Raw genomic sequence first — 24,058 nt, 5'->3', positions numbered from 1 at the left:
GATAGAGCATGCCTATCGTTAAGGTAAAACCGACTTCCGCGGGTCGCCGTGCCGTTGTCAAGGTAGTACACCCTGACCTGTACAAAGGTGCTCCGCACGCAGCCCTGGTTGAGAAGAAAAACTCGACCGGCGGCCGTAACAACAATGGCCACATCACCACGCGTCATCGTGGTGGCGGTCACAAGAAGCACTACCGTCTGATCGACTTCCGTCGCAACAAGGATGGCATCCCGGCAAAAGTGGAACGCATCGAATACGATCCGAACCGCACTGCCCACATCGCCCTCCTGTGCTACGCCGATGGCGAACGTCGCTACATCATCGCGCCGCGCGGCGTGAAGGTTGGCGCCGTGCTGCTGTCCGGCTCGGAAGCCCCGATCAAGGCCGGCAACACCCTGCCGATCCGCAACATCCCGGTGGGTACCACTATCCACTGCGTGGAACTGCAACCTGGCAAGGGTGCCCAGATGGTTCGCTCCGCTGGTGCTTCCGCAATGCTGCTGGCTCGCGAAGGCGTATACGCTCAACTGCGTCTGCGCTCGGGCGAAATCCGCCTGGTGCACGTCGATTGCCGTGCGACCGTTGGTGAAGTGGGTAATGAAGAGCACTCCCTGCGCAAGCTGGGTAAAGCAGGTGCTACTCGTTGGCGCGGCATCCGCCCGACCGTTCGCGGTACGGCGATGAACCCGATCGATCACCCGCACGGTGGTGGTGAAGGCCGCACTGGCGAAGGCCGCGTACCGGTTAGCCCGTGGGGCACTCCGGCCAAGGGCTTCCGTACCCGTCGCAACAAGCGTACCGACAACATGATCGTACGCCGTCGCTATTCCAACAAAGGGTAATTGACAATGGCACGTTCGCAGAAAAAAGGCCCGTTCGTTGACCTGCATCTCCTGAAAAAGGTAGATGCGGTACGGGCAACCAGCGACAAGCGTCCGATCAAGACCTGGTCCCGTCGTTCGACCATCCTGCCGGACTTCATTGGCTTGACCATCGCTGTACACAACGGTCGCACTCACGTTCCCGTCTATGTTTCTGAAAACATGGTCGGCCACAAACTGGGTGAATTCTCGCTGACTCGCACTTTCAAAGGCCATGCTGCCGATAAGAAGGCGAAGAAGAAGTAAGGTGAAGCGATGAGAGTATCTGCAAATCTGAAAAGTGTTCGCCTGTCGGCTCAAAAGTGCCGTCTGGTGGCCGATCTGGTCCGCGGTCAATCCGTAGCCCAGGCGCTGAATATCCTGGCCTTCTCCCCGAAGAAGGGCGCGGTAATCATCAAGAAAGTGCTGGAATCTGCAATCGCTAACGCCGAGCACAACGAAGGCGCTGACATCGACACCCTGCGTGTCACCAGCATCTTCGTTGACAAGGGCGCTAGTCTGAAGCGTTTCACTGCCCGTGCTAAGGGTCGTGGCAACCGCATCGAAAAGCAGACCTGCCACATCTCGTTGACCGTTGGCAATTAAGGGGTAAGAAATGGGTCAGAAGATTCATCCGACGGGATTCCGTCTTGCCGTTAACAAAAACTGGTCTTCCAAGTGGTTCGCGTCCTCGCAGAACTTCCCGGAAATGCTGAAGCAGGACATCGAAGTTCGCGAATTCCTGAAGAAGCGTCTGGGTCATGCTTCGGTTGGCCGCGTCACCATCGAGCGTCCGGCCAAGTCCGCCCGCATCACCATTCACAGCGCCCGTCCGGGTGTTGTGATCGGTAAGAAGGGCGAAGACATTGAAGTTCTGAAGCAAGAACTGCAAAAGCGCCTGGGCGTCCCGGTTCACGTGAACATCGAAGAAGTTCGCAAGCCGGAACTGGACGCGCAAATCATCGCCGACGGCATCGCTTCCCAGCTGGAGAAGCGCGTGATGTTCCGTCGCGCCATGAAGCGCGCCATGCAGAACGCCATGCGTCTGGGTGCCGAAGGCATCAAGATCATGTCGTCCGGCCGTCTGAACGGTATCGACATCGCTCGTAGCGAATGGTACCGCGAAGGCCGCGTGCCGCTGCATACCCTGCGCGCCGACGTGGATTACGCTACCTCGGAAGCCAAGACCACCTACGGTATCATCGGCATCAAGGTATGGGTATACAAAGGCGAGCTGAAGCCGGGCCAAGTTGTGGCCGCGCCGGCAGCTCCCGAGAAGAAAATGAGAAAGGGTGCCCGCAATGCTGCAGCCAACTAGACTCAAGTACCGCAAACAGCACAAAGGCCGTAACACCGGTATCGCCACTCGTGGCAACAAGGTGAGCTTTGGCGATTTCGGTCTGAAGGCTATGGGTCGCGGTCGCTTGACGGCGCGCCAGATCGAAGCTGCGCGTCGCGCGATGACCCGTCACATCAAACGTGGCGGTCGCATCTGGATCCGTATCTTCCCGGACAAGCCGATCACCTCCAAGCCTGCCGAAGTCCGTATGGGCGGGGGTAAGGGCTCTCCGGAGTACTACGTGGCTGAAATTCAGCCTGGCAAGATGCTGTACGAAATGGATGGCGTATCCGAGGAACTCGCTCGCGAAGCTTTCCGTCTGGCCGCAGCTAAGTTGCCGATCGCCACTGTGTTCGTAACCAAACAGGTAGGTCAGTAATGAAAGCGTCCGAACTGAAAGCCAAAACTGTTGATGAGCTGAAGGTGGAACTGCTGAGCCTGCTGAAGGCCCAGTTTGCGCTGCGCATGCAGCACGCTACTCAGCAACTCGCCAAGACCTCTGAACTGAAGAAAGTGCGTCGCGACATCGCTCGCGTTCGCACCGTTCTGAAAGAAAAGGCAGTTTAAGATGAGCGAAACCAAAGTAGTACGTACGCTGACCGGCGTTGTGGTCAGCGACAAGATGGATAAGACTGTAACCGTTCTGGTCGAGCGCAAGGTTAAGCACCCGATCTACGGCAAGATTATCCGTCGCTCCAAGAAGTTCCACGCACACGACGAGAACAACGAGTTCAAGGCAGGCGACCTGGTAGTCATCAGCGAGTCCCGTCCGCTCTCGAAGACCAAGTCGTGGGTGGTAACTGGCCTGGTTGAGAAATCTCGCCAGGTATAAAGCTTGCAGAGGACTTCGGTCCTCTGTATAATGGCCACCTCTTGCATCTACTTTGCAAGAGTTCCGCCCTTACGGGGTCCAAAACTGGCCGTTTGACACGCCACAGGTTGTCTGTGGCGTTTCGTCTGTTTGGTCTTGCTCTTATGCGAGAAACCGGCAGGTGAAAGTGACGGATAAAGTTGGATTAGAAAGGTAATCATCAAATGATCCAAATGCAGACCATGCTTGAGGTCGCTGACAACACTGGTGCGCGTCACGTTATGTGCATCAAGGTGTTGGGTGGCTCCAAGCGTCGCTATGCTAGCGTAGGTGACATTATCAAGGTGAGCATCAAGGATGCCGCTCCGCGTGGTCGCGTCAAAAAAGGCGACGTCTACAATGCGGTCGTGGTTCGCACTGCCAAAGGCGTGCGCCGTCCGGATGGCTCTTTGATCAAGTTTGACAGCAACGCTGCTGTTCTGCTCAACAACAAGCTTGAGCCGATCGGCACTCGTATCTTCGGGCCCGTTACGCGTGAACTGCGTACCGAACGCTTCATGAAGATCGTTTCGCTGGCTCCTGAAGTGCTGTAAGGAGGTCACATGCGCAAAATTCGTAAAGGTGATGAAGTCGTAGTAATCACCGGCAAAGACAAGGGTAAGCGCGGCACCGTCCTGCGTGTTCTGGATGAGAAGCTGGTTGTTGAAGGCGTTAACGTCGCCAAGAAACATCAGAAGCCGAATCCGGTACGTGGCGTGGCTGGCGGCATCGTTGAAAAAACCATGCCTGTGGACGCATCGAACGTCGCGATTTTCAATCCGGCAAGCCAAAAGGCTGACCGCGTGGGCTTCAAGGTTCTTGAAGACGGCCGTAAGGTACGCGTGTTCAAGTCCAGCGGCGAAGTTATCGGCGCCTAAGGAGCAAACATGGCACGTCTCTACGATTTCTACAAAGACAGCGTAGTGCCGGAACTGATGAAACAGTTCGGCTACAAGTCGATCATGCAAGTTCCGCGTATCGAGAAGATCACCGTGAACATGGGCGTGGGCGAAGCCGTTGCCGATAAAAAGGTAATGGAATTCGCCGTGGGCGATATGGAAAAGATCGCCGGTCAAAAGCCGGTTGTCACCACCGCTCGCAAGTCCATCGCCGGCTTCAAGATCCGCGACAACTACCCGGTAGGTTGCAAGGTAACTCTGCGTCGCGAACGCATGTACGAGTTCCTGGACCGCCTGGTAACCATCGCGCTGCCGCGCGTTCGCGATTTCCGTGGTGTATCCGCCAAGTCCTTCGACGGCCGCGGCAACTACAACATGGGCGTCAAAGAACAGATCATCTTCCCGGAAATCGAGTACGACAAGATCGATGCTCTGCGTGGTATGAACATCACTGTCACCACTACGGCGAAGACTGACGAAGAGGCCCGCGCACTGCTGGCCGCGTTCAAGTTCCCGTTCAAGGGTTAAGCACATGGCACGACTTGCACTGATTAACCGTGAAGAAAAGCGCGTCAAGCTGGCTGAGAAGTTCTCCGCCAAGCGTGAAGCCCTGATCGCCACCATCAACAACCAGAGCCTCTCGGAAGAAGAGCGTTTCGCCGCCCGCCTGCAACTGCAGCAACTGCCGCGCAATGCTTCCCCGGTACGCCAGCGTCGTCGCTGCGCCATCACCGGTCGTCCGCGTGGCGTATTCCGCAAATTCGGTTTGGGTCGCAACAAGCTGCGTGAGATCGCCATGAAGGGCGAGATTCCGGGCGTTGTGAAGGCCAGCTGGTAATAGGAGACACATAAATGAGCATGCACGATCCTATTTCCGATATGTTGACCCGCATCCGCAACGGCCAACGCGCTTCCAAGGTGGCTGTTTCCATGCCGTCTTCCAAGCTGAAGGTTGCGCTGGCGCAGGTGCTGAAAGAAGAAGGCTACATCGAAGACTTCGCCGTTGCCGGCGAAGCCAAGAAGCCTGTTCTCGATATCCAGCTCAAGTACTATGCTGGCCGTCCGGTGATTGAGCGCATCGACCGCGTTTCCCGTCCTGGCCTGCGCGTGTACAAGGGCTCCACCGAAATCCCGAAGGTCATGAATGGTCTGGGCGTGGCGATCCTGTCCACTTCCAAGGGCATCATGACTGACCGTAAGGCACGCTCCACCGGCATCGGTGGCGAGCTGCTCTGCGTCGTGGCTTAAGGGGGTCAAATGTCTCGCGTAGCTAAGAATCCCGTAGCCATTCCGGCTGGCGTTGAAGTTAAGTTCAATGCTGCAGAAGTGACTGTGAAGGGCGCCCTGGGCACCCTGAGCACCGCTCTGTGCGAAGAAGTTGAAATCAAGCTGGACAACGGCCAGCTGACTTTCGCTGCCAAGAACGACAGCAAGTTCGCACGTGCCATGTCCGGCACCCTGCGCGCCCTGTTGAACAACATGGTTAACGGCGTATCCAAGGGCTTCGAGAAGAAGCTGCAGCTGGTAGGCGTGGGCTATCGTGCCCAAGCCCAAGGCGACACGCTGAACCTGTCTCTTGGTTTCTCCCACCCGGTGGCCCACAAGATGCCCGAAGGCATCAAAGTGGAAACCCCGACTCAGACCGAGATCCTGGTTAAGGGCGCTAACAAGCAGCTCGTAGGCCAGATCGCAGCTGAAATCCGCGCTTACCGCGCTCCCGAGCCGTACAAGGGCAAGGGCGTTCGCTACGCTGATGAAGTTGTGGTTCTGAAAGAAACCAAGAAGAAGTAACTGAGGCACTGATATGGACAAGAAACAAGCTCGACTCCGCCGCGCACGTAAAACCCGTGCCCGGATCGCGGAGCTCAAGATGGTGCGTCTCACTGTGTACCGCACCAACAGCCACATTTACGCCCAGATCGTTGACGAGACCGGCAGCAAGGTACTGGCTAGCGCTTCCTCGCTGGAAGCCGACGTACGCGCTGAACTCTCCAACGGCGGCAACGTGGCAGCTGCGGCCGTGATCGGCAAGCGCATTGCCGAAAAGGCAAAGGCTGCTGGCATCGAGAAAGTGGCTTTCGATCGTTCCGGTTTCAAATACCACGGTCGCATGAAGGCACTGGCTGACGCCGCTCGCGAACACGGCCTCGTATTCTAATTCGGAGTGAAGAATGGCTAAGCACGAAATGGAAGATCGCGGCGACGGTCTGGTCGAGAAAATGATCAGCGTCAACCGCGTCACCAAAGTGGTCAAGGGCGGCCGTATCATGGCTTTCTCTGCCCTGACCGTAGTTGGTGATGGCGATGGCGGTATCGGCATGGGTAAGGGCCGTTCCAAGGAAGTTCCGGTTGCCGTACAAAAGGCAATGGAACAAGCCCGCCACACCATGGTCAAGATCCCGCTGAAAAACGGCACGCTGCAGCACACTGTAGTGGGTAAGCACGGTGCTACCACCGTCTTCATCCAGCCGGCTAAAGAAGGTACCGGCGTGAAGGCCGGCGGCCCGATGCGCGCGATCTTCGACGCAATGGGTGTTCACAATGTTTCGGCCAAGATTCATGGTTCCACCAACCCGTACAACGTGGTTCGTGCAACTCTGAACGGCCTGAGCAACATCAACACTCCGGCGCAAATCGCCGCCAAGCGTGGCCTGAGCGTCGAGGACATCCTGGGGGTGGGTCATGAGTAACGCCAAGACTGTCAAGGTCACTCTGGTAAAGAGCCTGATCGGTCGCCTGGAGTCTCACAAGGCCTGCGCCCGTGGTCTGGGTCTGAAGAAGATTCGCCAGACTGTTGAAGTGCTCGATACCCCTGAAAACCGTGGCATGATCAACAAGATCAGCTACCTGCTCAAATTCGAGGGCTAAGAGATGCTGCTGAACACCGTACAACCGGGCGTCGGCGCCAAGCATGCCAAGCGCCGTGTAGGCCGTGGCATCGGTTCCGGCCTGGGCAAGACTTGCGGCCGCGGCCACAAGGGTCAGAAGAGCCGCGCTGGTGGTTTCCACAAGGTCGGCTTCGAAGGCGGTCAAATGCCGCTGCAACGTCGTCTGCCGAAGCGCGGCTTCAAGTCGCTGACGGCTCGCTTCGTTTGCGAAGTTCGCCTGTCCGAACTGAACCTGCTGCCGGTCGATGAAATCGATCTGCTGGCTCTCAAGCAAGCCGGTCTGGTATCTGCCCAGGCACATGTTGCCAAGGTAGTGCTGTCCGGTAAGGTTGAGCGCGCGGTCAAACTGCGTGGTATCAGCGTTACCGCTGGCGCCCGCGCTGCCATCGAGGCTGCCGGCGGCAGCATTGAATAAGGCATAAATTTGTGGCGAATACTTCTCTAGTGGCAAATGCCAATAAGTTTGGTGATCTGAAGCGTCGAATCTGGTTCCTGATTGGAGCATTGATCGTTTACCGTATCGGTGCGCACATTCCGGTGCCGGGTGTCAGCCCTGCCGAGCTAGCGAAGTTGTTCCACACACCGCAGACGGGCCTGCTCGACATGTTCAACATGTTCTCGGGCGGCGCCCTGTCGAGGTTCACGGTGTTTGCCTTGGGCATCACGCCGTACATCTCGGCCTCCATCATTCTGCAGCTTGCGGCCGAGGCATTGCCCAGCCTGAAGCAGTTGAAGAAGGAAGGTGATGCGGGACGTCGCAAAATAACCCAGTACACGCGCTATGCAACCGTGCTGCTCGCGACTTTCCAAAGTTTCGGCATCGCGGCAATGTTGTATAGGCAGCCCAACCTGGTGATGACCGCTCAGTGGGAGTTTTACCTGACGTCGGTGGTGTCGCTGGTCACCGGAACGATGTTCCTGATGTGGCTCGGCGAGCAAATCACCGAGCGGGGCATCGGCAACGGTATCTCGCTGATCATCTGCGCAGGTATCGCTTCGGGCGTGCCGGGCGCCATCGGCAAAACCCTGACTCAAACGAGCCTGGGTGCGATGAACGCTCTGGTCGCCATCGCGCTGTTCGTCGGCGTGATCCTCGTCACCTACGTGGTGGTGTTTGCGGAGCGCGGCCAGCGCAAGGTGTTGGTGAACTATGCCAAGCGTCAGGTCGGCAACCGCGTCATGCAGGGTCAGAGCACGCATCTGCCGCTCAAACTCAACATGGCGGGCGTGATCCCTCCGATCTTCGCGTCGAGCATCATCCTGTTCCCGGCCACCATTCTTGGTTGGTTCGGTCAGGGCGAACATATGTCGTGGCTGAAGGGCGTGGCTGACAAGCTGCATCCGGGTCAGCCGATCTATGTGCTGCTGTATGCCGCCGCGATCGTCTTCTTCTGCTATTTCTACACGGCGCTGGTATTCAGCCCGAAGGAAACGGCGGATAACCTGAAGAAGAGCGGGGCGTTCATTCCCGGCATCCGTCCGGGTGAGCAGACTTCTCGGTACATCGAGAAGATCATCCTGCGGTTGACGCTGATCGGTGCGATCTACATCACGCTGGTCTGCCTGCTGCCTGAGTTCTTGATCTTGAAGTGGCACGTGCCGTTCTACTTTGGTGGTACGTCGCTGCTGATCATGGTGGTGGTAACCATGGACTTCATGGCGCAAGTGCAGTCCTATGTGTTGTCGCATCAGTACGAGAGCTTGTTGAAGAAGGCTAACTTCAAAGGCAACGCTCTCACCCGCTGACACATACACTGGGTTACATGGCTAAGGAAGACACTATCCAGTTTCCGGGCCCGGTTTGGTAGATTCGCTTCACGCGATTTTCCGGTCGGTTCGAAAGTGGACACGTGGTTCTGGGGCATATCTCCGGCACGGTGCGGATGCCTGGCATCCGCATCCTGTCCGGCGACAAGGCTGGCGCGGGGAAGCCCGCGCGATCCGTCCCAGGCATGGATTGTGTTCCGTGCGAAGTAACGCATTCGCTCTTTTTTGGATTTGAAAGGATCTGAACATGCGAGTACAGCCTTCTGTAAAGAAGATTTGCCGTAATTGCAAAATCATTCGTCGCAATCGCGTAGTACGCGTGATCTGCACGGACCCGCGTCACAAGCAAAAACAAGGCTAACATTTGTTAGACCTGGATTTGCGTGATACAATCGCAAACTTTTCAAGGTCTTAAGGCTTAAGGAAAGAGTATGGCCCGTATTGCAGGGGTAAACATCCCCAATCATGCGCATGCCGTTATCGGCCTGCAGGCAATCTTCGGCGTCGGTCAGACTCGCGCTCAGCACATCTGTGCTGCAGCCAGCGTGAATCCCTCCACCAAGGTGAAGGATCTGACTGAAGCTGAAATGGAAGCTCTGCGTGATCAAGTTGCGAAGTTCACCGTTGAAGGTGACCTGCGCCGCGAAATCACCATGAGCATCAAACGTCTGATGGACATGGGCTGCTACCGCGGCATGCGCCATCGTCGTGGCTTGCCGTGCCGCGGTCAGCGCACTCGCACTAACGCTCGTACCCGCAAGGGACCGCGTAAGGCGATCGCCGGCAAGAAGTAATCTTAAGGAACACAGAGAATGGCTAAAGCAAACACAGCTGTCCGTGTACGTAAAAAAGTGCGCAAGTCTGTTAGCGAAGGTATCGTGCACGTTCACGCTTCGTTCAACAACACCATCATCACTATCACCGACCGTCAAGGCAATGCACTGTCTTGGGCTACCTCTGGCGGCGCTGGTTTTAAGGGCTCGCGCAAGAGTACACCCTTTGCCGCTCAGGTAGCTGCAGAGCACGCTGGTAAAGTTGCCCAAGAATACGGTGTGAAGAACCTGGAAGTTCGTATTAAAGGCCCGGGCCCGGGTCGTGAATCCGCTGTTCGCGCACTCAACTCGCTGGGCTTCAAGATCACCAGCATCTCCGACGTGACGCCGGTACCGCACAACGGTTGCCGTCCGCCCAAAAAACGTCGTATCTAATTCGGAGAGTGTGAGAACATGGCACGTTATATTGGCCCGAAGTGCAAGCTCGCTCGTCGTGAAGGCACCGACCTTTTCCTGAAGAGCGCGCGTCGTGCACTGGATTCCAAGTGCAAGCTGGATACCCCTCCTGGTCAGCATGGCGCCCGTCGCGGTCGCCTGTCCGACTACGGCGTCCAGCTGCGCGAAAAGCAAAAAATCCGCCGCATCTACGGCGTACTCGAGCGTCAGTTCCGCAACTACTTTGCGGAAGCTGTGCGCCGCAAGGGCTCCACGGGCGAAAACCTGCTGAAGCTGCTTGAGTCCCGCCTGGACAACGTTGTATATCGCATGGGCTTTGGCTCCACTCGCGCCGAAGCGCGCCAGCTGGTTAGCCACAAGGCTATCGTTGTGAATGGCCAGGTTGTGAACATTCCGTCCTACCAGGTTAAAGCCGGTGACGTAGTGTCCGTCCGCGAAAAGGCCAAGAAGCAGGCCCGTATCGCTGAAGGCCTGGCTCTGGCCGAGCAAGGCGGCTTCCCGTCTTGGGTGTCGGTTGACTCCAAGAAAATGGAAGGCGTCTTCAAATCCGCACCGGAACGTTCCGAACTGTCTAGCGATATCAACGAACAACTCGTTGTGGAATTCTACTCCAAGTAATCGCTAGCTCTTAGGGAATGACTATGCAAAACAGCGCTTCGGAATTTCTGAAACCCCGTCTCATCGACGTACAGCCGGTTTCCGCAACTCACGCTCGTGTGTCGATGGAGCCGTTCGAGCGCGGCTATGCCCATACCCTGGGCAACTCGCTGCGCCGTATTCTGCTGTCGTCGATGCCGGGCTACGCTCCGACCGAAGTGACTATCGCTGGCGTTTTGCATGAGTATTCCGCGCTTGATGGCGTGCGCGAGGATGTCGTCGACATCCTCCTCAACCTCAAGGGCGTAGTGCTTAAGCTGCATGGTCGCGACAGTGTCGTGCTGACCTTGAAAAAGGACGGTGAAGGCGCTGTCTTGGCTAGCGATATCGAGCTGCCGCATGATGTGGAAGTGATCAATCCGGAACACGTGATTTGTCACCTCTCCTCCGGCGGCAAGATCGACATGGAGATCAAGATCGAAAAGGGCCGCGGCTATCAGCCGGTGTCCGTTCGATCCAGCCATGATGACAACCGTTCCATCGGTACCATCCAACTGGACGCTTCCTTCTCGCCGGTTCGCCGCGTGAGCTTCGCTGTGGAAAGCGCCCGTGTGGAACAACGTACCGACCTCGACCGCCTGGTTCTCGACATCGAGACCAATGGCGTCATCGAGCCGGAGCAGGCTGTGCGCAACGCAGCCCGCATCCTGATGGACCAGCTGTCGATCTTTGCTGATCTCCAGGGCACAGCGGTTGAAGAAGTCGTTGAAAAGGCGCCGCCGATCGATCCGATCCTGCTGCGTCCGGTAGACGATCTTGAACTGACGGTTCGTTCGGCCAACTGCCTGAAAGCTGAGAACATTTATTACATCGGCGATCTGATCCAGCGTACTGAAACCGAGCTTCTGAAAACTCCGAACCTCGGCCGCAAGTCGCTGAACGAGATCAAGGAAGTTCTCGCTTCCAAGGGCCTGACTCTCGGCATGAAGCTGGAGAACTGGCCGCCTGCTGGCCTCGAAAAGCCGTAAGGTTTGAGATAAAAGGACATTAACAATGCGTCATCGTTACAGTAATCGTAAACTGAACCGCACGACCAGCCATCGTCTGGCGATGCTGCGCAACATGGCTAACTCGCTGCTGAAGCACGAAGTAATCGTGACCACGCTGCCGAAAGCCAAGGAACTGCGTCGTGTGGCCGAGCCGCTCATCACGCTCGGCAAAAAGCCTTCGCTCGCCAACCGTCGTCTGGCGTTCGACCGCACCCGTGACCGCGATATCGTGGTTAAACTCTTCGACGTGCTCGGCCCGCGCTTCTCCGCCCGCAATGGCGGTTACGTGCGTATCCTGAAGTATGGTTTCCGCAAGGGCGACAACGCCCCGATGGCTCTGGTAGAGCTGGTGGACCGCGCTGAAGATGCCGTTGCCGTTGTAGACGACTCCGCCGAGTAATCGGCAGGGTTGAGAGAAAAGCCAGCTCGCAAGAGCTGGCTTTTTTCATTTGCGGCCGCTGCCGGCCGCGAGAATCAAATCAAAAGATGGATAGCCCGGTGCGGGTGGTGAAGCGATCCAGCGCCTCCAGCCCCAATACCGAATTGCCGCGCGAATCCAGTTGCGGGCTCCACACCGCGATGCTCATCTTGCCCGGTATCACCGCCAGCAAACCTCCTCCCACGCCGCTCTTCACCGGCAAGCCCACCCGATAGGCGAATTCGCCGGCCGCGTCGTAGGTGCCGCAGGTCAGCATGACCGCGTTCACCTGTTTGGCCTGGCTGCGGCTCAGGTATTGTCGCGTGGTGACGGGCGAGACGCCATGGTTGGCCAGGAACAGGCCGGCGCGGGCCAGCTGTCGGCAACTCATTTCGATGCTGCAGTTATGGAAGTATTGCTCCAGAACCTGCTCAACCGGATGTCGCAGATTGCCGTAGCTCTTCATGAAGTGCGCCAGCGCGGCGTTGCGGTCGCCGTGCTCGCGCTCGGAAGCGGCGATGCGCTCGTTGGCCGCCAGCCCGGGCGCGCCGCTTTCCTCGCGGAGCCAGTCCAGCAGCTGGCGGTGGGCGTCGCCGAAGTGGCGGATGGCGCGGTCGGTCACCACCAAGGCGCCGGCGTTGATGAAGGGATTGCGCGGAATGCCGTGCTCGTACTCCAGCTGCACCAGCGAATTGAACGGATTGCCGGAGGGCTCCTTGCCGACGTGCTGCCACAGCGCTTCGCCATCGACCTGCAGCGTCAGCGCCAGCATGAAGGCCTTGCTGATGCTCTGGATGGAGAATGGCTGTTCGGCGTCGCCGCAGGCGTAGTGCCGGCCATCCAGCGTGCTGATGGCCATGCCGAATTGGTGCGGCGGCACCGATGCCAGCGCCGGGATGTAGTCGGCCACCTGGCCGTGGTCGTAGAACGGCAGCGTCTGCTGCCGGATATCTTCAATGAGTGCTTGCAGATTCATTCAATGATTGTAAGCAGCGGCGATGGCATCAGTCTAGAAGCTATAGCGCTCCTGCAATACCTCCAGCGGCGCGCCGATTTCCAGCATGCCCTCGTTGCGGGCGCGCAGGTTCATGCCGAAGCAGACACCTTCTTCCAGCCTGCGGGTGCGCACCAGCGTGCGCAACGGTTCGCCGTCGGCATCCTTGCTGCCGGTGTCGGGGTCTACCGTAGTCAGCACGCAGCGGGTGCAGGGCTTCATCACATCGAATTCCACTTCGCCGATGCGGATGACTTGCCATTCGTCCTCCATCCACGGGTAGTCGCCGTCTATCACCAGATTGGGGCGGAAGTGGCGCAGCGTGACCGGGCGTTGCAGCTGGCGGTTCAGGTCGTCGAGCGAAGCCTGGTTGACCAGCAGGAAGGGGTAGCCGTCGGCAAAGCTCATTTTCTCCGCGCCGCCTTTGAAGGCGCGGCCGGATTGAGCGCCCAGCCACAACAGCCGGCACTCCTGGCCCAGTATGTCGGCGAACCAGGCATCCAGCCGTTGGTCGCCGTGCCAGGCCTGGAATTCGTCCTTCCATACCTGGGCGCGATGCGGTCGGGTGTAGGCGGTGGCCATCGCGAAGATCGGCGCCTTGCCCTCGTAATGCAGCAGGATGCCGCCAGGCATCAGCTCCACGCCGACGCGAACCAGCTGCGGGTGGGAGCGGGCGGTGATCTGGTCGCCGTCGGGGGTGGTCAGTATCCACTCGCGGTCGTGCAGCAGGCCGAGCTTGCCGGCGAAGGCGCGCTCGAAGGCGATGCCGCGGGTCGATTTGAGAGGATGAACGAACATGCTGGTCAATTGCATTGCTATCTCCACATTGCATTCCAGCGGGATGCTACCACCGCAAGGCCGTGGAGTGTTGCCGAGTGGGCGCCGAGTTGTCCGACGAAGCGGTTTTTAAGCGCTGGCCACAGTAAGCGCTGCGCTGTTTGTAAGGGGGCCATTGCATATATTCGCCCGGCAATTTAAATTGATTACCCAGCTGCTTATTGTCGGATTGTTTTGATGTTGTCCGAAATGCCGTCTCGCGCGGCGGCTTCGTGATCGGGATCAAACGTCGATGGCTGATGCCCTGGCAATGTGGAGGCGCGATGGAATTGGGCGTTGAGCTTTGTTTGGATAGAGACTACAACCTGAGTAGCAATACATCATAACAGTGCCTGACGCAGCGACGCTGGAGCTGTGATGGCGTCGCAAGTGATTGGGGATGAGGAGAAAGTGCTATGCGCTCTTTGCGTGTGAAACTGATTGCTTTTATTGCCTTGTTGTTGGTGGTGCTGGGCGTGGTGATTACGATTCTGGTCTACGGTCAGATGCGTAACGAGATCATCCATGGCGTGGAAAACGAGCTGGACGGCACTTCGAAAGGGTATGCCAGCCTTGTGAGCGGCTGGTACAAGAGCAAGGTGGGGGTGGTGATCGCGGCCAATCCTTTGGTTGGCGAAACCGACCCGCGCCAGACCCTGGCCCGGCTGAGCCAGGCTGGCGGCTTCGACATGACCTATATCGGCACCGCGCAGCACGTGATGCTGCGCTCCGACATGAAGCCGCAACCGCAAGGCTACGACCCGGTGGCGCGGCCGTGGTACCAGCAAGCGGCTGCCAGCGGCAATCCCGGCGTGTCTGACCCCTATGTCGATTTCGACACCAAGAAGCTGGTGGTGACCTTCGTGTCGCCGGTGAAAGACGGCAGCGGCCTGAAGGCGGTGGTCGGCGGCGACATCTTCATCGATGATCTGGTCAAGACTGTGCTGTCGGTGAAGTTGCGCGGCAACGGCTACGCCTTCCTCACCGACAAGAGCGGCAAGGTGATCGCCCACCCCGACAACAGCCTGACCTTGAAGCCGCTGACGGAGAAAGTGCCCGAGCTGACCGCAGACCGCCTGACGCAGCTGGCCAACAGCAACGAAATGGGCCGCATCAGCGTCGGCGGCGAAGAGAAACTGGTGGAAGTGCAGCCGGTTGACGGCACCAACTGGCTGCTGGGCGTGGTGACCGACGAGTCGGTGGTGTCCAGCCCGCTGCACACCTTGCTGATGACCATCGTCGGCCTGGGCGCGCTGTGCGTGCTGATTCTGATCCCGGTCGCCAGCGTGATGCTGAGCAAGATGCTGGCCGGCCTCGGCCGCCTGCGCAGCGCGATGCTGGAGATTTCCCAGGGCGAGGGCGACCTGACCCGCCGCATCGAGGTGACCGGCCAGGACGAGATCGCCGAAACCGCCACCGCCTTCAACCGCTTCATCGGCCAACTGCAGAAGATGTTCATCGCAGTGAAGGAAGAGGCCGAGAAAGTCACCGGCGGGGTGGAGAGCGTCACCCAGACCGTGGACAAGGTGGCGCACGATTCGCGCCAGATCGCCGACGTGTCCAGTTCCAACGCCGCTACGCTGGAGCAGATCACCGTCAGCATCTCGCACATCGCCGACGCCGCGCGGGAAGCGGACGGCCTGGTGACCCATACCGGAGACGTGTCCAGCGAGAGCGCCAGCGGCATGCAGCGGATCTCCAGCGAGATGAACAGCACGGTGGAGGCGGTGAAGGGCTTGTCCGGCATGCTGTCGTCGCTGGATCAGCGTTCGCAGCAGATCAGCGGCATCACCAATGTGATCAAGGACATCGCCGACCAGACCAACCTGCTGGCGCTGAACGCGGCGATCGAAGCAGCGCGCGCCGGCGAAATGGGCCGCGGCTTCGCGGTGGTGGCCGACGAAGTGCGCAAGCTGGCCGAACGCACCGGCCAGGCCACGGTGGAGATCTCCGGCATGGTCAGCACCATCCGTGAGGAAACCAGCCAGGCGGTCAGCAATATGCAGCGCACCGTCAACTCGGTGGATGGCGGCGTCGAGCTGACGATGGGCGCGGTGGAGCGCATCGAGCAGATCCAGAAGGCGATGGAAGAGGTGATGGCCAAGATGAACGAAATCACCTTGTCCACCAGCGAGCAGCACAAGGCCACCACGCTGATCGCGCAGAGCACCGAGCAGATCAACGGCCGCATCGTCGACAGCGACGATGCGCTGCAGACCGTCCGTGACACGCTGAGCGAGTTGTCGCATTCGGCCAGCAGCATGCGCCAGCTGTTCTCCAGCTTCCGCGTGTAAGCCAGCAGGAAATCCCCCAGCCCGGCAATGCCGGGCTTTTTATTGCGCGCCGCGGCCAATTCGGCATGGCGGCGGGGGGAGGCGCTTTCTAGAATAAGTCCATAGTAGAACTATCAGAATGAGCACATCTTAGACATGTGCCAGGGGAAGGAGCGGGAAATGGGAAGCATGGCGGGAATGAGCCTGAAGACCAGGCTGTTCGGCTTGATGGCGCTGGTGGTGCTGGTGGTGTGCGCATTGGGGGTGGCGACGGTGTTCAGCCAGCGCCAGGCGATGATGCAGGACCGCCAGGACAAGGTGCGCAATCTGGTGGAGAGCGCGGTGACCCTGGTGTCCACCTACGAGCGCTTGGCGCAAAGCGGCAAGATCAGCGAGGCCGACGCCAAGCGCACGGTGTCACAGGTGCTCAGTTCGATGCACTATGACCAGCGCGAGTATTTTTTCGCCTATGACGCCGACTGGAACTATGTCGCCCACGGCGCCAAGCCGGAATTGATAGGCAAGAACCTGGCCGGCGTCAAAGACCCCAACGGCGTGGAGCTGAAGGATCTGTTCGCCAGGGCCATCGCCTCGCCGGGCGGAGGCGGTTTCGGCGAATACGTGTGGAACAAGCCAGGCTTCGACAAGCCGCAGCCCAAGATGTCATACGTCACCACCACGCCGGGTTGGCATTGGGTGGTGGGCACTGGCATCTACCTGGACGACGTCAACGCGGCCTTCCGCGATCAGCTGCTGACCCTGGGCGTGGTGCTGGCGGTGGCGTTGCTGCTGCTGTTGGGGCTGGGCGGCCTGGTGCTGCGCAATGTGCTGGGGCAGCTGGGGGCCGATCCCTTGGAGACGGTGGCGGTGGTCAAGCGCATCGCCTCCGGCCAATTGGCCGAGCCGGTCAGCCTGAAGCGCGGCGACCAGACCAGCCTGATGGCCGCGGTCAGCGGCATGCAGGAGGAGCTCAGGCGGCTGGTGCGCGACATCGTCGCCGACGCCAACCAGCTGTCGCGGATGAGCGGCGAGGTGACCAGCGAAGCGGCGGTGGTCGGCAAGGGCTCGGAACAGCAGAGCGAGGCGGCCACCGCGATGGCAGCATCGATCGAGCAATTGACGGTCAGCGTCAATCACATCGCCGATCGTTCGCAGGACGCGCGCGACCTGGCCAGCGAATCCGGCAGCCGCTCCAAGAGCGGCAGCGCGGTGATCGCCGAGGCGGTGAGCGAGATGCGCCGCATCAACGAGGCGGTGGACCAGACCTCCGGCATCATCACCAGCCTGGCCGACAAGACCGATACTATCTCCAGCATCATGCAGGTGATCCGCGACATCGCCGACCAGACCAATCTGCTGGCCTTGAACGCGGCGATCGAGGCGGCGCGCGCCGGCGAGATGGGCCGCGGCTTCGCGGTGGTGGCCGACGAGGTGCGCAAGCTGTCGGAGCGCACCGCGCAGGCGACGCAGGAAATCGCCACCATGATCCAGGACGTGCAGCAGGGCGCGCAGAATTCGCGCAGCAGCATGGAGGAGGCGGTGGCGCGGGTGAAGGCGGGCTTGGGGCTGGCCGAACAGGCCGGCGACGAGATCGCCCGCATCCAGGACAGCGCCAACGGCGTGATCGCGGTGGTCGGCGACATCTCCTTCGCCTTGCAGGAGCAGAGCGTGGCCAGCCAGACCATCGCCCAGCATGTCGAGCAGATCGCCCACAGCGCCAGCAGCAACGCCGTCGCCACCCAGGCGGCGGCGCGCGCCATCCACAATATGGATCAGCTGGCATCGAATCTGCGCCAGCTGGTGGCGCGCTTCTCGGTGGGCGAGCGCTCCGCCTAGTGCTCGCCGCGGCGGCGCCAGCCCAGCGCCAGCGCCGCCAGCAGCAGCAAGCCGCAGCCCAGCGCCACCGGCAGGTTGCCGACGCGCATGTATGGGGTCAGGCCCTGGCGGCTCTGGGCGAAGCCGGTCAGCACCTGGGCGGTGAACGGCGCGGCGATGGCGGAAATTTCGCCGTCCGGCCGGATGATGGCGGTCATGCCGTTATTGGTGGCGCGCAGCATGTAGCGGCCGGTTTCCAGCGAACGGGCCTGCGACAGCTGCAGGTGCTGGCTCATCGCCTCGCTCTTGCCGAACCAGGCCAGGTTGCTGACGTTGGCCAGCATGCCGGCCTGCGCCGCCGGGCCGGACAGCTCTTCGCCGAAACTATCCTCGTAGCAGACGTTGAAGGCCACTTTCTGGCCGGCCAGCAGCAGCGGCGGCTGGTTGGCGCCGCCGCGGCTGAAGCCGGACAGCGGCATGTTCATATACTGGTAGATCCAGCCTATCAGGCCGGGCAGCGGGATGAACTCGCCGAACGGCACCAGGTGGTCCTTGGCGTAGTACGGCATTTTCGGATCGGACAACGCCACCACCGCGTTCAGATAGCCGCGGCCATCGTTGGTGCGGCGCGGAATGCCGCTGGCCAGCGCCATGCCGGCGCGGCTGGCCTCGCCGCGCATCATCGACAGATAGCCGGAAGGCAGGTCGTCCAGGAATAGCGGCAGCGCGGTTTCCGGCAGTATCATCAGATCGGCGCGGGTCATCGCCACCTGGCGGTAGTAAGTGAGCAGCGACTGCTCCAGGTTTTCCGGCGTCCACTTCAATTCCTGGGCGATATTGCCCTGGGCCAGCGCCACGCTGATCGGCTTGCCCTGCGGCGCGGTCCACTCCACATCGCGCAGCCAGAAGCCGCTCAGCCACAGCAGCGAGGTGGCGATCACGATGCCCAGCCGCAAGCGCATGCCGCTGCGCGCCAGCATCATCAGCGCGCCGGCGGACAGCGCCACCAGATAGCTGACCAAGTGGATGCCGCCGATCGGCGCGTAGCCGGACAGCGGGCTTTCGGTGATTTGCGAATAGCCGGCGGCGGCCCAGGGGAAGCCGGTCATCACCCAGCTGCGCAGCCATTCGCCCAGCTCCCAGGCGGCGGGGAAGGCCACCAGATAGCGCACCCAGGGGCGAGGGTCGACGCGGCAGGCCACCCAGGCGGCCAGGCCCGGGTACAGCGCCAGATAGGCCGGCAGCAGCAGCACCAGCGGCGCGGCGATCAGGGCCGGCAGGCCGGCGACATCGTGCAGGCTGGCGTACAGCCAGTGGAAGTTGCTGGTGTAGGCGGCCAGGCCCCAGACATAGCCTATCCAGAAGGCGCGGCGCGGCTCGCGCTGTATCAGCTCCAGCAGCGCGGCCAGGCACAGCGGCATCAGCCAGAACAGCCGGTAGGGCGCGAAGGAAAACACGGTGAGGGCGCCGGCTAGCGCGGCGGCCAGGAGCAGGATCAGTATTCGCATGGCTAGCGTGTCGTTTGCGGTAGTGGGAGGGCGGCAGCCGGCGCGGCGCAGGCTGCCTTCAGCATAGGCCTTATTCGGCCTGGCCGGCGCTCAGCTGGATGCGTTCCACCAGCAGGCTGTCCAGGCGGCGGCTGTCGGCGCGCAGCACGGTGAAGCGCAGGCCGGCGGCCTCGATTTTTTCGCCGCGCTTGGGCAAATGGCCGGTGAGCGAGATCACCAGGCCGCCGACGGTGTCGACATCGTCGTCGGCGTAGTCGGTGCCGAAGTAGTGATTGAAGTCTTCGATCTCGGTCAGCGCCTTGACGCGGTAACGCTCGTTGCCGCGCACCGGCACGATGTCGTCCTCGTCGTCCTCGATGTCGTATTCGTCCTCGATGTCGCCGACGATCTGTTCGATCACGTCTTCGATGGTGACCAGGCCGCAGACGCCGCCGTATTCGTCGACCACCACCGCCATGTGGTTGTGGGTGGCGCGGAAGTCGCGCAGCAGCACGTTCAGCGGTTTCGATTCCGGCACGAACACCGCCGGGCGCAGCACGTTCTTCAAATTGAAGGTGGCGGGCGCATGGAAGTAACGCAGCAACTCCTTGGCCAGCAGGATGCCTTGCACGTCATCCTTGCTTTCGCCTATCACCGGGAAGCGCGAGTGGCCGGAGTCGATGACGGTCGGCAGGAAGCGGGAGATCGGGTCGTCGATGTTGAGCACGTGCATCTGGCTGCGCGGGATCATCACGTCCCGGACGGTCAGTTCGCTCACTTCCAGCACGCCTTCTATCATGCCGAGGGCCTCGGCATCCAGCAGGTTGCGCTCGAAGGCGTTGTGCAGCAGCTCGATCAACTCCTCGCGGTCTTCCGGCTCGCGCAAGAGCATGGTGGACAGGCGTTCAAGCCAACTGGGCCGCGGTTTACTGGGGTCTTCCATTTCTTAGAACTGCTCCTCGTGGTAGGGGTCGGGATATCCTAGCTGTTTAACGATGACGGTTTCAAGCGCTTCCATCGCCTCGGCTTCGTCGTCTTCTTCGTGGTCGAAGCCTTGCAGGTGCAGCATGCCGTGCACCAAGAGGTGCGCGTAATGGGCCATCAGGTCCTTGTTCTGCTCTGCGGCTTCCTTCTCCACCACCGGCGCGCACAGCACCAGGTCGCCGAACAGCGGCAGGCCGGCCACCGGCTCGCCTTCGTTCAGCGCGAAGGACAGGACATTGGTCGCATAATCCTTGCCGCGGTAGTCGTTGTTGAGCTGACGGCCTTCAGCGGCGTCGACGATGACGATGCTGATCTGCGCTTTTTCGACGCCGCGCTGCAGCGCGGCCTGGCAGGCGCGGCGGATCAGCGCCGGCGGCGGCAGCGCGGCATCGCTGCGCACGTCCAGGGTCAGCTCCAGCCGCGCGCGCAGGCGGGCCAGCAGGGGGTGGCGTTTAGCTTGTTTCATCTTGCTTGCTTTGGTAAGTGTCGTAGGCGTCGACGATTTTCTGCACCAGCGGGTGGCGCACCACATCTTGGCTATTGAAATGATGGAAATGGATGCCGCGCACCTGGCCGAGGATGCGCTCCACCTCGACCAGGCCGCTCTTCTGGTGGCGGGCCAGGTCGATCTGGGTGACGTCGCCGGTGATCACCGCGCGCGAGCCGAAGCCGATGCGGGTGAGGAACATTTTCATCTGCTCCGGCGTGGTGTTCTGCGCCTCGTCCAGAATGATGAAGGCGTGGTTCAGCGTGCGGCCGCGCATATAGGCCAAGGGCGCGATCTCGATCAGGTTCTTTTCGAACAGCCGGGTGACGCGGTCGAAGCCCATCAGGTCGTACAGCGCGTCGTACAGCGGGCGCAGGTAAGGGTCCACCTTCTGCGCCAGGTCGCCAGGCAGGAAGCCCAGCTTCTCGCCTGCCTCCACCGCCGGGCGCACCAGCACGATGCGCTTGACCGCGTCGCGCTCCATCGCGTCCACCGCGCAGGCGACGGCCAGATAGGTTTTGCCGGTGCCGGCCGGGCCGATGCCGAAGGTGACGTCGTGTTGCAGAATGGCCTTGATATAGCGCGCCTGATTCGGCGTGCGGCCCTTGAGGTCGCCGCGGCGGGTGGCCAGCACCGGCGACTCTTCCTGCTCGCCGCTGGTCTGGCGCTGGCGCAGCTCCACCAGCGACAGCTGCACGTCGTCTATCGATACGTCCTGCTGGGCGGCCAGCAAGTAGAGCCGGGTCAGCGCCTCCACCGCCAGCTTGGCCTGTTCGCCCTGTACGCGGAAGGTTTCGCCGCGGCGTTGCACCACCACGTCCAGGCCGGTTTCGATCTGTTTCAGGTTTTCGTCCAGCGGGCCGGCCAGGCGGGCCAGCCGTTCGTTGTCCACCGGATTGAAGCTCAGGGGTTCGGTTGTGCTCATGCGTTTCGCAGCTGTTGGCTAAGCGTTGCAAAAATGGCGGCGTGGCTGCCGGGCGCGACATGGCGCACTGCCATGCCCAGCCGTCGCGCCGGTTCTATGTCGCGTTCGAGGTCGTCGCCCACCATCAGGCAGGCGCGCGCTTCTTGTCCAGCCAGCTCCAGCGCCCGGCGGAAGATGCGCGCGTCGGGCTTGGCGGCGCCGACGGCGTCGCAGGTGAGCAGGTGGCGGAAATGATGGGCGATGCCCAGGTGCTCCAGCTTGGCGCGTTGCTGCTCGGCGCCGCCGTTGCTGACCACGATGCGGACCAGGTGGCGGGTGGCGTCGAGAAAATCCGCCGCGCCGGGGGTGAGCCGGCGGTGGCGGCGGTAGGCGTCCATATAAGGCTGGAACAGTAGGGCGGCTTCGGCTTCGCTCATGTCCGGCTCGCCGAGGAAGTCGCGCAGGCGCTCGTGGCGTTGCTGCGCGAGGCTCAGTTCGCCCAGCTCGAAGCGGCGCCAGTGGCGGTCGATGCAGCCGCGCCAGCGCGCCTGCAGCGCGTCGGGCGGTTGGGAGAAGCGCGAGGCATGCGGGCCGATGAACGCTGCGAACGCCTGCGCGCTGGCGTAAGCGTCGTCGAACAGCGTGTCGTCCAGATCCAGCAGTATCGCCCGGATGCCCTGCGGCTTCATGCTTCCTTCAATCCTTCCAGTCCGGCGGCGGTCATGCTCGGGACGAATTCGGTGATGTCGTAGCGGGCCACGCCGGCTTTGGCGAACGGGTCGTCCGCCAGGCGGGCTTCCAGCGCAGCGCGCTCGCCACGGGCCAGGATCACGCCGCCGCTGCGCGGCACCTTGCGGCCGGAGGCCAGGAACAGCCCGTCGGCGTAAGCCTGGTTCAGCCATGCCACGTGGGCGGGCAGCAGCGCGTCGATGTCGGACAGCGAGGCGGTGTAACTCAGCGAGACGACGTACATCACGGTTTCTCCATGGCGGGACGATGCACAGCATACGCCCGGCGCCGCGCCGGCGATAGCATGGCGATGGTATGCACGCGGCTCAAACGCTTTCGTGAACCAGCGCCTCGCCGGCCAGCGAGTGCGGCCGCGCCTCGGTGATGCGCACGTCGATCATCTGGCCCAGCAGCCGCGGATGGCCGGCGAAGTTGACCACGCGGTTGTTGGCGGTGCGCGCCGCCAGCATGGCGTCGTCCTTGCGCGACACGTTTTCCACCAGCACCCTCTGCACGCTGCCGACCATCGCCTTGTTGATTTCGAAGCCGCGGGCTTCGATGACGGCGTTCAAGGCTTCCAGCCGGCGCACTTTCTCCGCGTGCGGGGTGTCGTCCGCCAGATTGGCGGCCGGGGTGCCGGGGCGCGGGCTGTAGATGAACACGTAGCTGAAGTCGAATGCCAGGTCGGTCACCAGCTTCAGCGTCTGTTCGAAGTCGGCCTCGGTTTCGCCGGGGAAGCCGACGATGAAGTCGGACGACAGGCACAGGTCCGGGCGGATCGCGCGCAGCTTGCGGATGATGGATTTGTATTCCAGGCTGGTGTAGCCGCGCTTCATCGCCATCAGCACGCGGTCGGCGCCGGACTGCACCGGCAGGTGCAGGTGGGAAACCAGTTTGGGCAGTTTGGCGTAGCAGTCGATGATGCGTTGGGAAAATTCGCGCGGATGGCTGGTGGTGAAGCGGATGCGCTCCACGCCCGGCACCTCGTGCACGTATTCCAGCAGCAGCGCGAAGTCGGCGATCTCGCCGTCGGCCATCAGGCCGCGGTAGGCGTTGACGTTCTGGCCCAGGAGCGTGATTTCCTTGACCCCCTGCGCCGCCAGGCCGGCGATTTCGGTCAGCACGTCCTCGAACGGCCGCGACACCTCCTCGCCGCGGGTGTAGGGCACCACGCAGAACGAGCAGTATTTGGAACAGCCTTCCATGATGGACACCATGGCGGCGGCGCCGTCTACCTTGGCCGGTGGGATATGGTCGAATTTCTCGATTTCCGGGAAGGAGATGTCGACCTGAGCGCGGCCGCTGTCGCGCTTGGCGCGGATCATTTCCGGTAGGCGGTGCAGCGTCTGCGGGCCGAACACCACGTCGACGTAGGGCGCGCGCTTGACGATGGCGTCGCCTTCCTGGCTGGCCACGCAGCCGCCCACGCCTATGATCAGGCCGGGTTTGGCTTCCTTCAGCGGGCGCACGCGGCCCAGATCGGAGAACACTTTCTCCTGGGCCTTCTCGCGCACGCTGCAGGTGTTGAACAGGATGATGTCGGCGTCTTCCGGAGTATCCGTCTTGACCATGTCTTCGGTGCTGCCCAGCACGTCCGCCATCTTGTCGGAATCGTACTCGTTCATCTGGCAGCCGAAGGTCTTGATGTATACCTTCTTCATTGCTACTCGGGT

At 61.1% G+C, this 24,058-nt stretch carries 35 protein-coding genes and 1 pseudogene; 27 read left to right on the top strand and 9 right to left on the bottom strand.

Going from position 1 to position 24,058, the window contains the following annotated elements; all coding sequences use genetic code 11:
• Positions 1–8 precede the first annotated feature (8 nt).
• From rplB to rplQ, 25 genes and pseudogenes are all read left to right on the top strand, one after another.
• Entirely contained in the window at positions 9–842 is an 834-nt protein-coding gene (gene rplB, locus U6115_RS21590) for a 50S ribosomal protein L2 (protein ID WP_076098370.1), read from the top strand.
• Positions 843–848: 6 nt separating this feature from the next.
• Positions 849–1,127, top strand: a complete 279-nt coding sequence (gene rpsS / locus U6115_RS21585) for a 30S ribosomal protein S19 (protein WP_011137729.1) — start codon at positions 849–851, stop codon at positions 1,125–1,127.
• A 9-nt stretch (positions 1,128–1,136) separates the two neighbouring features.
• Positions 1,137–1,466: a 50S ribosomal protein L22 gene (gene rplV / locus U6115_RS21580; protein WP_021478358.1), complete on the top strand. Its 330-nt coding sequence runs from the start codon at positions 1,137–1,139 to the stop codon at positions 1,464–1,466.
• Between the two features lie 10 nt (positions 1,467–1,476).
• Positions 1,477–2,178 carry a 30S ribosomal protein S3 gene (gene rpsC, locus U6115_RS21575; protein ID WP_043579382.1) on the top strand — a complete coding sequence of 234 codons (702 nt, stop codon included), beginning with the start codon at positions 1,477–1,479 and terminating at the stop codon, positions 2,176–2,178.
• Complete coding sequence (rplP, locus tag U6115_RS21570; RefSeq protein WP_043579384.1) at positions 2,162–2,578, top strand: 50S ribosomal protein L16; 417 nt, start codon at positions 2,162–2,164, stop codon at positions 2,576–2,578. Before rpsC ends, rplP begins: the two co-directional genes overlap by 17 nt.
• Positions 2,578–2,766, top strand: a complete 189-nt coding sequence (rpmC, locus tag U6115_RS21565; RefSeq protein WP_021478360.1) for a 50S ribosomal protein L29 — start codon at positions 2,578–2,580, stop codon at positions 2,764–2,766. The genes rplP and rpmC overlap by 1 nt, the downstream gene beginning before the upstream one ends.
• A 1-nt stretch (position 2,767) precedes the next feature.
• Positions 2,768–3,031 (top strand): 30S ribosomal protein S17, encoded by a 264-nt coding sequence (rpsQ, locus tag U6115_RS21560; protein ID WP_011137724.1) that lies wholly within the window; start codon positions 2,768–2,770, stop codon positions 3,029–3,031.
• Between the two features lie 203 nt (positions 3,032–3,234).
• Positions 3,235–3,603: a 50S ribosomal protein L14 gene (gene rplN, locus U6115_RS21555; protein WP_043579386.1), complete on the top strand. Its 369-nt coding sequence runs from the start codon at positions 3,235–3,237 to the stop codon at positions 3,601–3,603.
• A 9-nt stretch (positions 3,604–3,612) separates the two neighbouring features.
• Positions 3,613–3,927, top strand: a complete 315-nt coding sequence (gene rplX / locus U6115_RS21550; protein WP_043579388.1) for a 50S ribosomal protein L24 — start codon at positions 3,613–3,615, stop codon at positions 3,925–3,927.
• 9 nt (positions 3,928–3,936) lie between these two features.
• Positions 3,937–4,476: a 50S ribosomal protein L5 gene (gene rplE, locus U6115_RS21545; RefSeq protein WP_043579390.1), complete on the top strand. Its 540-nt coding sequence runs from the start codon at positions 3,937–3,939 to the stop codon at positions 4,474–4,476.
• Positions 4,477–4,480: 4 nt separating this feature from the next.
• Positions 4,481–4,786, top strand: a complete 306-nt coding sequence (rpsN, locus tag U6115_RS21540; protein WP_076098371.1) for a 30S ribosomal protein S14 — start codon at positions 4,481–4,483, stop codon at positions 4,784–4,786.
• Positions 4,787–4,800: 14 nt separating this feature from the next.
• Positions 4,801–5,196: a 30S ribosomal protein S8 gene (rpsH, locus tag U6115_RS21535; RefSeq protein WP_043579394.1), complete on the top strand. Its 396-nt coding sequence runs from the start codon at positions 4,801–4,803 to the stop codon at positions 5,194–5,196.
• Between the two features lie 9 nt (positions 5,197–5,205).
• Positions 5,206–5,739, top strand: coding sequence for a 50S ribosomal protein L6 (gene rplF, locus U6115_RS21530; RefSeq protein ID WP_043579396.1), 534 nt, complete (start codon positions 5,206–5,208; stop codon positions 5,737–5,739).
• Positions 5,740–5,752: 13 nt separating this feature from the next.
• Positions 5,753–6,106, top strand: a complete 354-nt coding sequence (gene rplR, locus U6115_RS21525) for a 50S ribosomal protein L18 (protein ID WP_043579398.1) — start codon at positions 5,753–5,755, stop codon at positions 6,104–6,106.
• Between the two features lie 13 nt (positions 6,107–6,119).
• Positions 6,120–6,638, top strand: coding sequence for a 30S ribosomal protein S5 (rpsE, locus tag U6115_RS21520; RefSeq protein WP_043579400.1), 519 nt, complete (start codon positions 6,120–6,122; stop codon positions 6,636–6,638).
• A complete protein-coding gene (gene rpmD, locus U6115_RS21515; RefSeq protein ID WP_011137715.1) occupies positions 6,631–6,816 on the top strand; it encodes a 50S ribosomal protein L30 in 186 nt (61 codons plus the stop codon). The genes rpsE and rpmD overlap by 8 nt, the downstream gene beginning before the upstream one ends.
• A 3-nt stretch (positions 6,817–6,819) precedes the next feature.
• Positions 6,820–7,251 carry a 50S ribosomal protein L15 gene (gene rplO, locus U6115_RS21510; RefSeq protein ID WP_043579401.1) on the top strand — a complete coding sequence of 144 codons (432 nt, stop codon included), beginning with the start codon at positions 6,820–6,822 and terminating at the stop codon, positions 7,249–7,251.
• A gap of 11 nt (positions 7,252–7,262) precedes the next feature.
• Positions 7,263–8,582 carry a preprotein translocase subunit SecY gene (gene secY / locus U6115_RS21505; RefSeq protein WP_043579403.1) on the top strand — a complete coding sequence of 440 codons (1,320 nt, stop codon included), beginning with the start codon at positions 7,263–7,265 and terminating at the stop codon, positions 8,580–8,582.
• 17 nt (positions 8,583–8,599) lie between these two features.
• A pseudogene (locus U6115_RS21500) lies at positions 8,600–8,813 on the top strand (S1 domain-containing protein).
• Positions 8,814–8,850: 37 nt separating this feature from the next.
• On the top strand, positions 8,851–8,964 hold the full coding sequence (gene rpmJ, locus U6115_RS21495) for a 50S ribosomal protein L36 (protein WP_011137711.1): 114 nt from the start codon (positions 8,851–8,853) through the stop codon (positions 8,962–8,964).
• A gap of 70 nt (positions 8,965–9,034) precedes the next feature.
• A complete protein-coding gene (gene rpsM, locus U6115_RS21490) occupies positions 9,035–9,397 on the top strand; it encodes a 30S ribosomal protein S13 (protein ID WP_043579405.1) in 363 nt (120 codons plus the stop codon).
• Between the two features lie 18 nt (positions 9,398–9,415).
• On the top strand, positions 9,416–9,811 hold the full coding sequence (gene rpsK / locus U6115_RS21485) for a 30S ribosomal protein S11 (RefSeq protein ID WP_011137709.1): 396 nt from the start codon (positions 9,416–9,418) through the stop codon (positions 9,809–9,811).
• 18 nt (positions 9,812–9,829) lie between these two features.
• Positions 9,830–10,450 carry a 30S ribosomal protein S4 gene (rpsD, locus tag U6115_RS21480; RefSeq protein WP_043579407.1) on the top strand — a complete coding sequence of 207 codons (621 nt, stop codon included), beginning with the start codon at positions 9,830–9,832 and terminating at the stop codon, positions 10,448–10,450.
• Positions 10,451–10,473: 23 nt separating this feature from the next.
• On the top strand, positions 10,474–11,457 hold the full coding sequence (locus U6115_RS21475; protein WP_043579524.1) for a DNA-directed RNA polymerase subunit alpha: 984 nt from the start codon (positions 10,474–10,476) through the stop codon (positions 11,455–11,457).
• 25 nt (positions 11,458–11,482) lie between these two features.
• Positions 11,483–11,878, top strand: coding sequence for a 50S ribosomal protein L17 (rplQ, locus tag U6115_RS21470; RefSeq protein WP_043579409.1), 396 nt, complete (start codon positions 11,483–11,485; stop codon positions 11,876–11,878).
• Between the two features lie 79 nt (positions 11,879–11,957).
• Here rplQ and U6115_RS21465 read toward each other — a convergent pair whose 3' ends face one another.
• Both U6115_RS21465 and U6115_RS21460 read right to left on the bottom strand, forming a co-directional pair.
• Entirely contained in the window at positions 11,958–12,872 is a 915-nt protein-coding gene (locus U6115_RS21465; protein ID WP_043579411.1) for a glutaminase, read from the bottom strand.
• Positions 12,873–12,905: 33 nt separating this feature from the next.
• Complete coding sequence (locus U6115_RS21460; protein ID WP_043579413.1) at positions 12,906–13,703, bottom strand: MOSC domain-containing protein; 798 nt, start codon at positions 13,701–13,703, stop codon at positions 12,906–12,908.
• A 419-nt stretch (positions 13,704–14,122) separates the two neighbouring features.
• Here U6115_RS21460 and U6115_RS21455 point away from each other — a divergent pair, with 419 nt between their 5' ends.
• Both U6115_RS21455 and U6115_RS21450 read left to right on the top strand, forming a co-directional pair.
• Complete coding sequence (locus tag U6115_RS21455) at positions 14,123–16,000, top strand: methyl-accepting chemotaxis protein (RefSeq protein WP_043579415.1); 1,878 nt, start codon at positions 14,123–14,125, stop codon at positions 15,998–16,000.
• A gap of 177 nt (positions 16,001–16,177) precedes the next feature.
• The gene (locus U6115_RS21450; RefSeq protein WP_230623427.1) at positions 16,178–17,815 is read left to right on the top strand and encodes a methyl-accepting chemotaxis protein; all 1,638 of its coding nucleotides are present in this window, start codon (positions 16,178–16,180) and stop codon (positions 17,813–17,815) included.
• On the opposite strand, the gene lnt is transcribed toward U6115_RS21450, so the two are convergent.
• From lnt to miaB, 7 genes are all read right to left on the bottom strand, one after another.
• Entirely contained in the window at positions 17,812–19,302 is a 1,491-nt protein-coding gene (lnt, locus tag U6115_RS21445; protein WP_043579419.1) for an apolipoprotein N-acyltransferase, read from the bottom strand. The genes U6115_RS21450 and lnt overlap by 4 nt on opposite strands.
• Before the next feature lie 70 nt (positions 19,303–19,372).
• Complete coding sequence (locus U6115_RS21440; protein WP_043579420.1) at positions 19,373–20,224, bottom strand: HlyC/CorC family transporter; 852 nt, start codon at positions 20,222–20,224, stop codon at positions 19,373–19,375.
• Between the two features lie 3 nt (positions 20,225–20,227).
• Positions 20,228–20,731 carry an rRNA maturation RNase YbeY gene (gene ybeY / locus U6115_RS21435; RefSeq protein ID WP_043579422.1) on the bottom strand — a complete coding sequence of 168 codons (504 nt, stop codon included), beginning with the start codon at positions 20,729–20,731 and terminating at the stop codon, positions 20,228–20,230.
• Positions 20,718–21,677 (bottom strand): PhoH family protein, encoded by a 960-nt coding sequence (locus tag U6115_RS21430; RefSeq protein WP_043579424.1) that lies wholly within the window; start codon positions 21,675–21,677, stop codon positions 20,718–20,720. The genes ybeY and U6115_RS21430 overlap by 14 nt, the downstream gene beginning before the upstream one ends.
• Positions 21,674–22,345 carry an HAD family hydrolase gene (locus U6115_RS21425; RefSeq protein WP_052258315.1) on the bottom strand — a complete coding sequence of 224 codons (672 nt, stop codon included), beginning with the start codon at positions 22,343–22,345 and terminating at the stop codon, positions 21,674–21,676. Before U6115_RS21425 ends, U6115_RS21430 begins: the two co-directional genes overlap by 4 nt.
• Positions 22,342–22,629 carry a YciI family protein gene (locus tag U6115_RS21420; protein WP_043579426.1) on the bottom strand — a complete coding sequence of 96 codons (288 nt, stop codon included), beginning with the start codon at positions 22,627–22,629 and terminating at the stop codon, positions 22,342–22,344. Before U6115_RS21420 ends, U6115_RS21425 begins: the two co-directional genes overlap by 4 nt.
• Positions 22,630–22,711: 82 nt before the next feature.
• Complete coding sequence (gene miaB / locus U6115_RS21415) at positions 22,712–24,046, bottom strand: tRNA (N6-isopentenyl adenosine(37)-C2)-methylthiotransferase MiaB (RefSeq protein ID WP_043579428.1); 1,335 nt, start codon at positions 24,044–24,046, stop codon at positions 22,712–22,714.
• Positions 24,047–24,058 lie beyond the last annotated feature (12 nt).

The sequence above is a fragment of the Chromobacterium subtsugae genome (assembly GCF_035919665.1).
Classification (GTDB): Bacteria; Pseudomonadota; Gammaproteobacteria; order Burkholderiales; family Chromobacteriaceae; genus Chromobacterium; species Chromobacterium subtsugae.
Note: the sequence above shows the minus strand (reverse complement) of the source record. Positions and strands in the feature narration are given on the sequence as shown.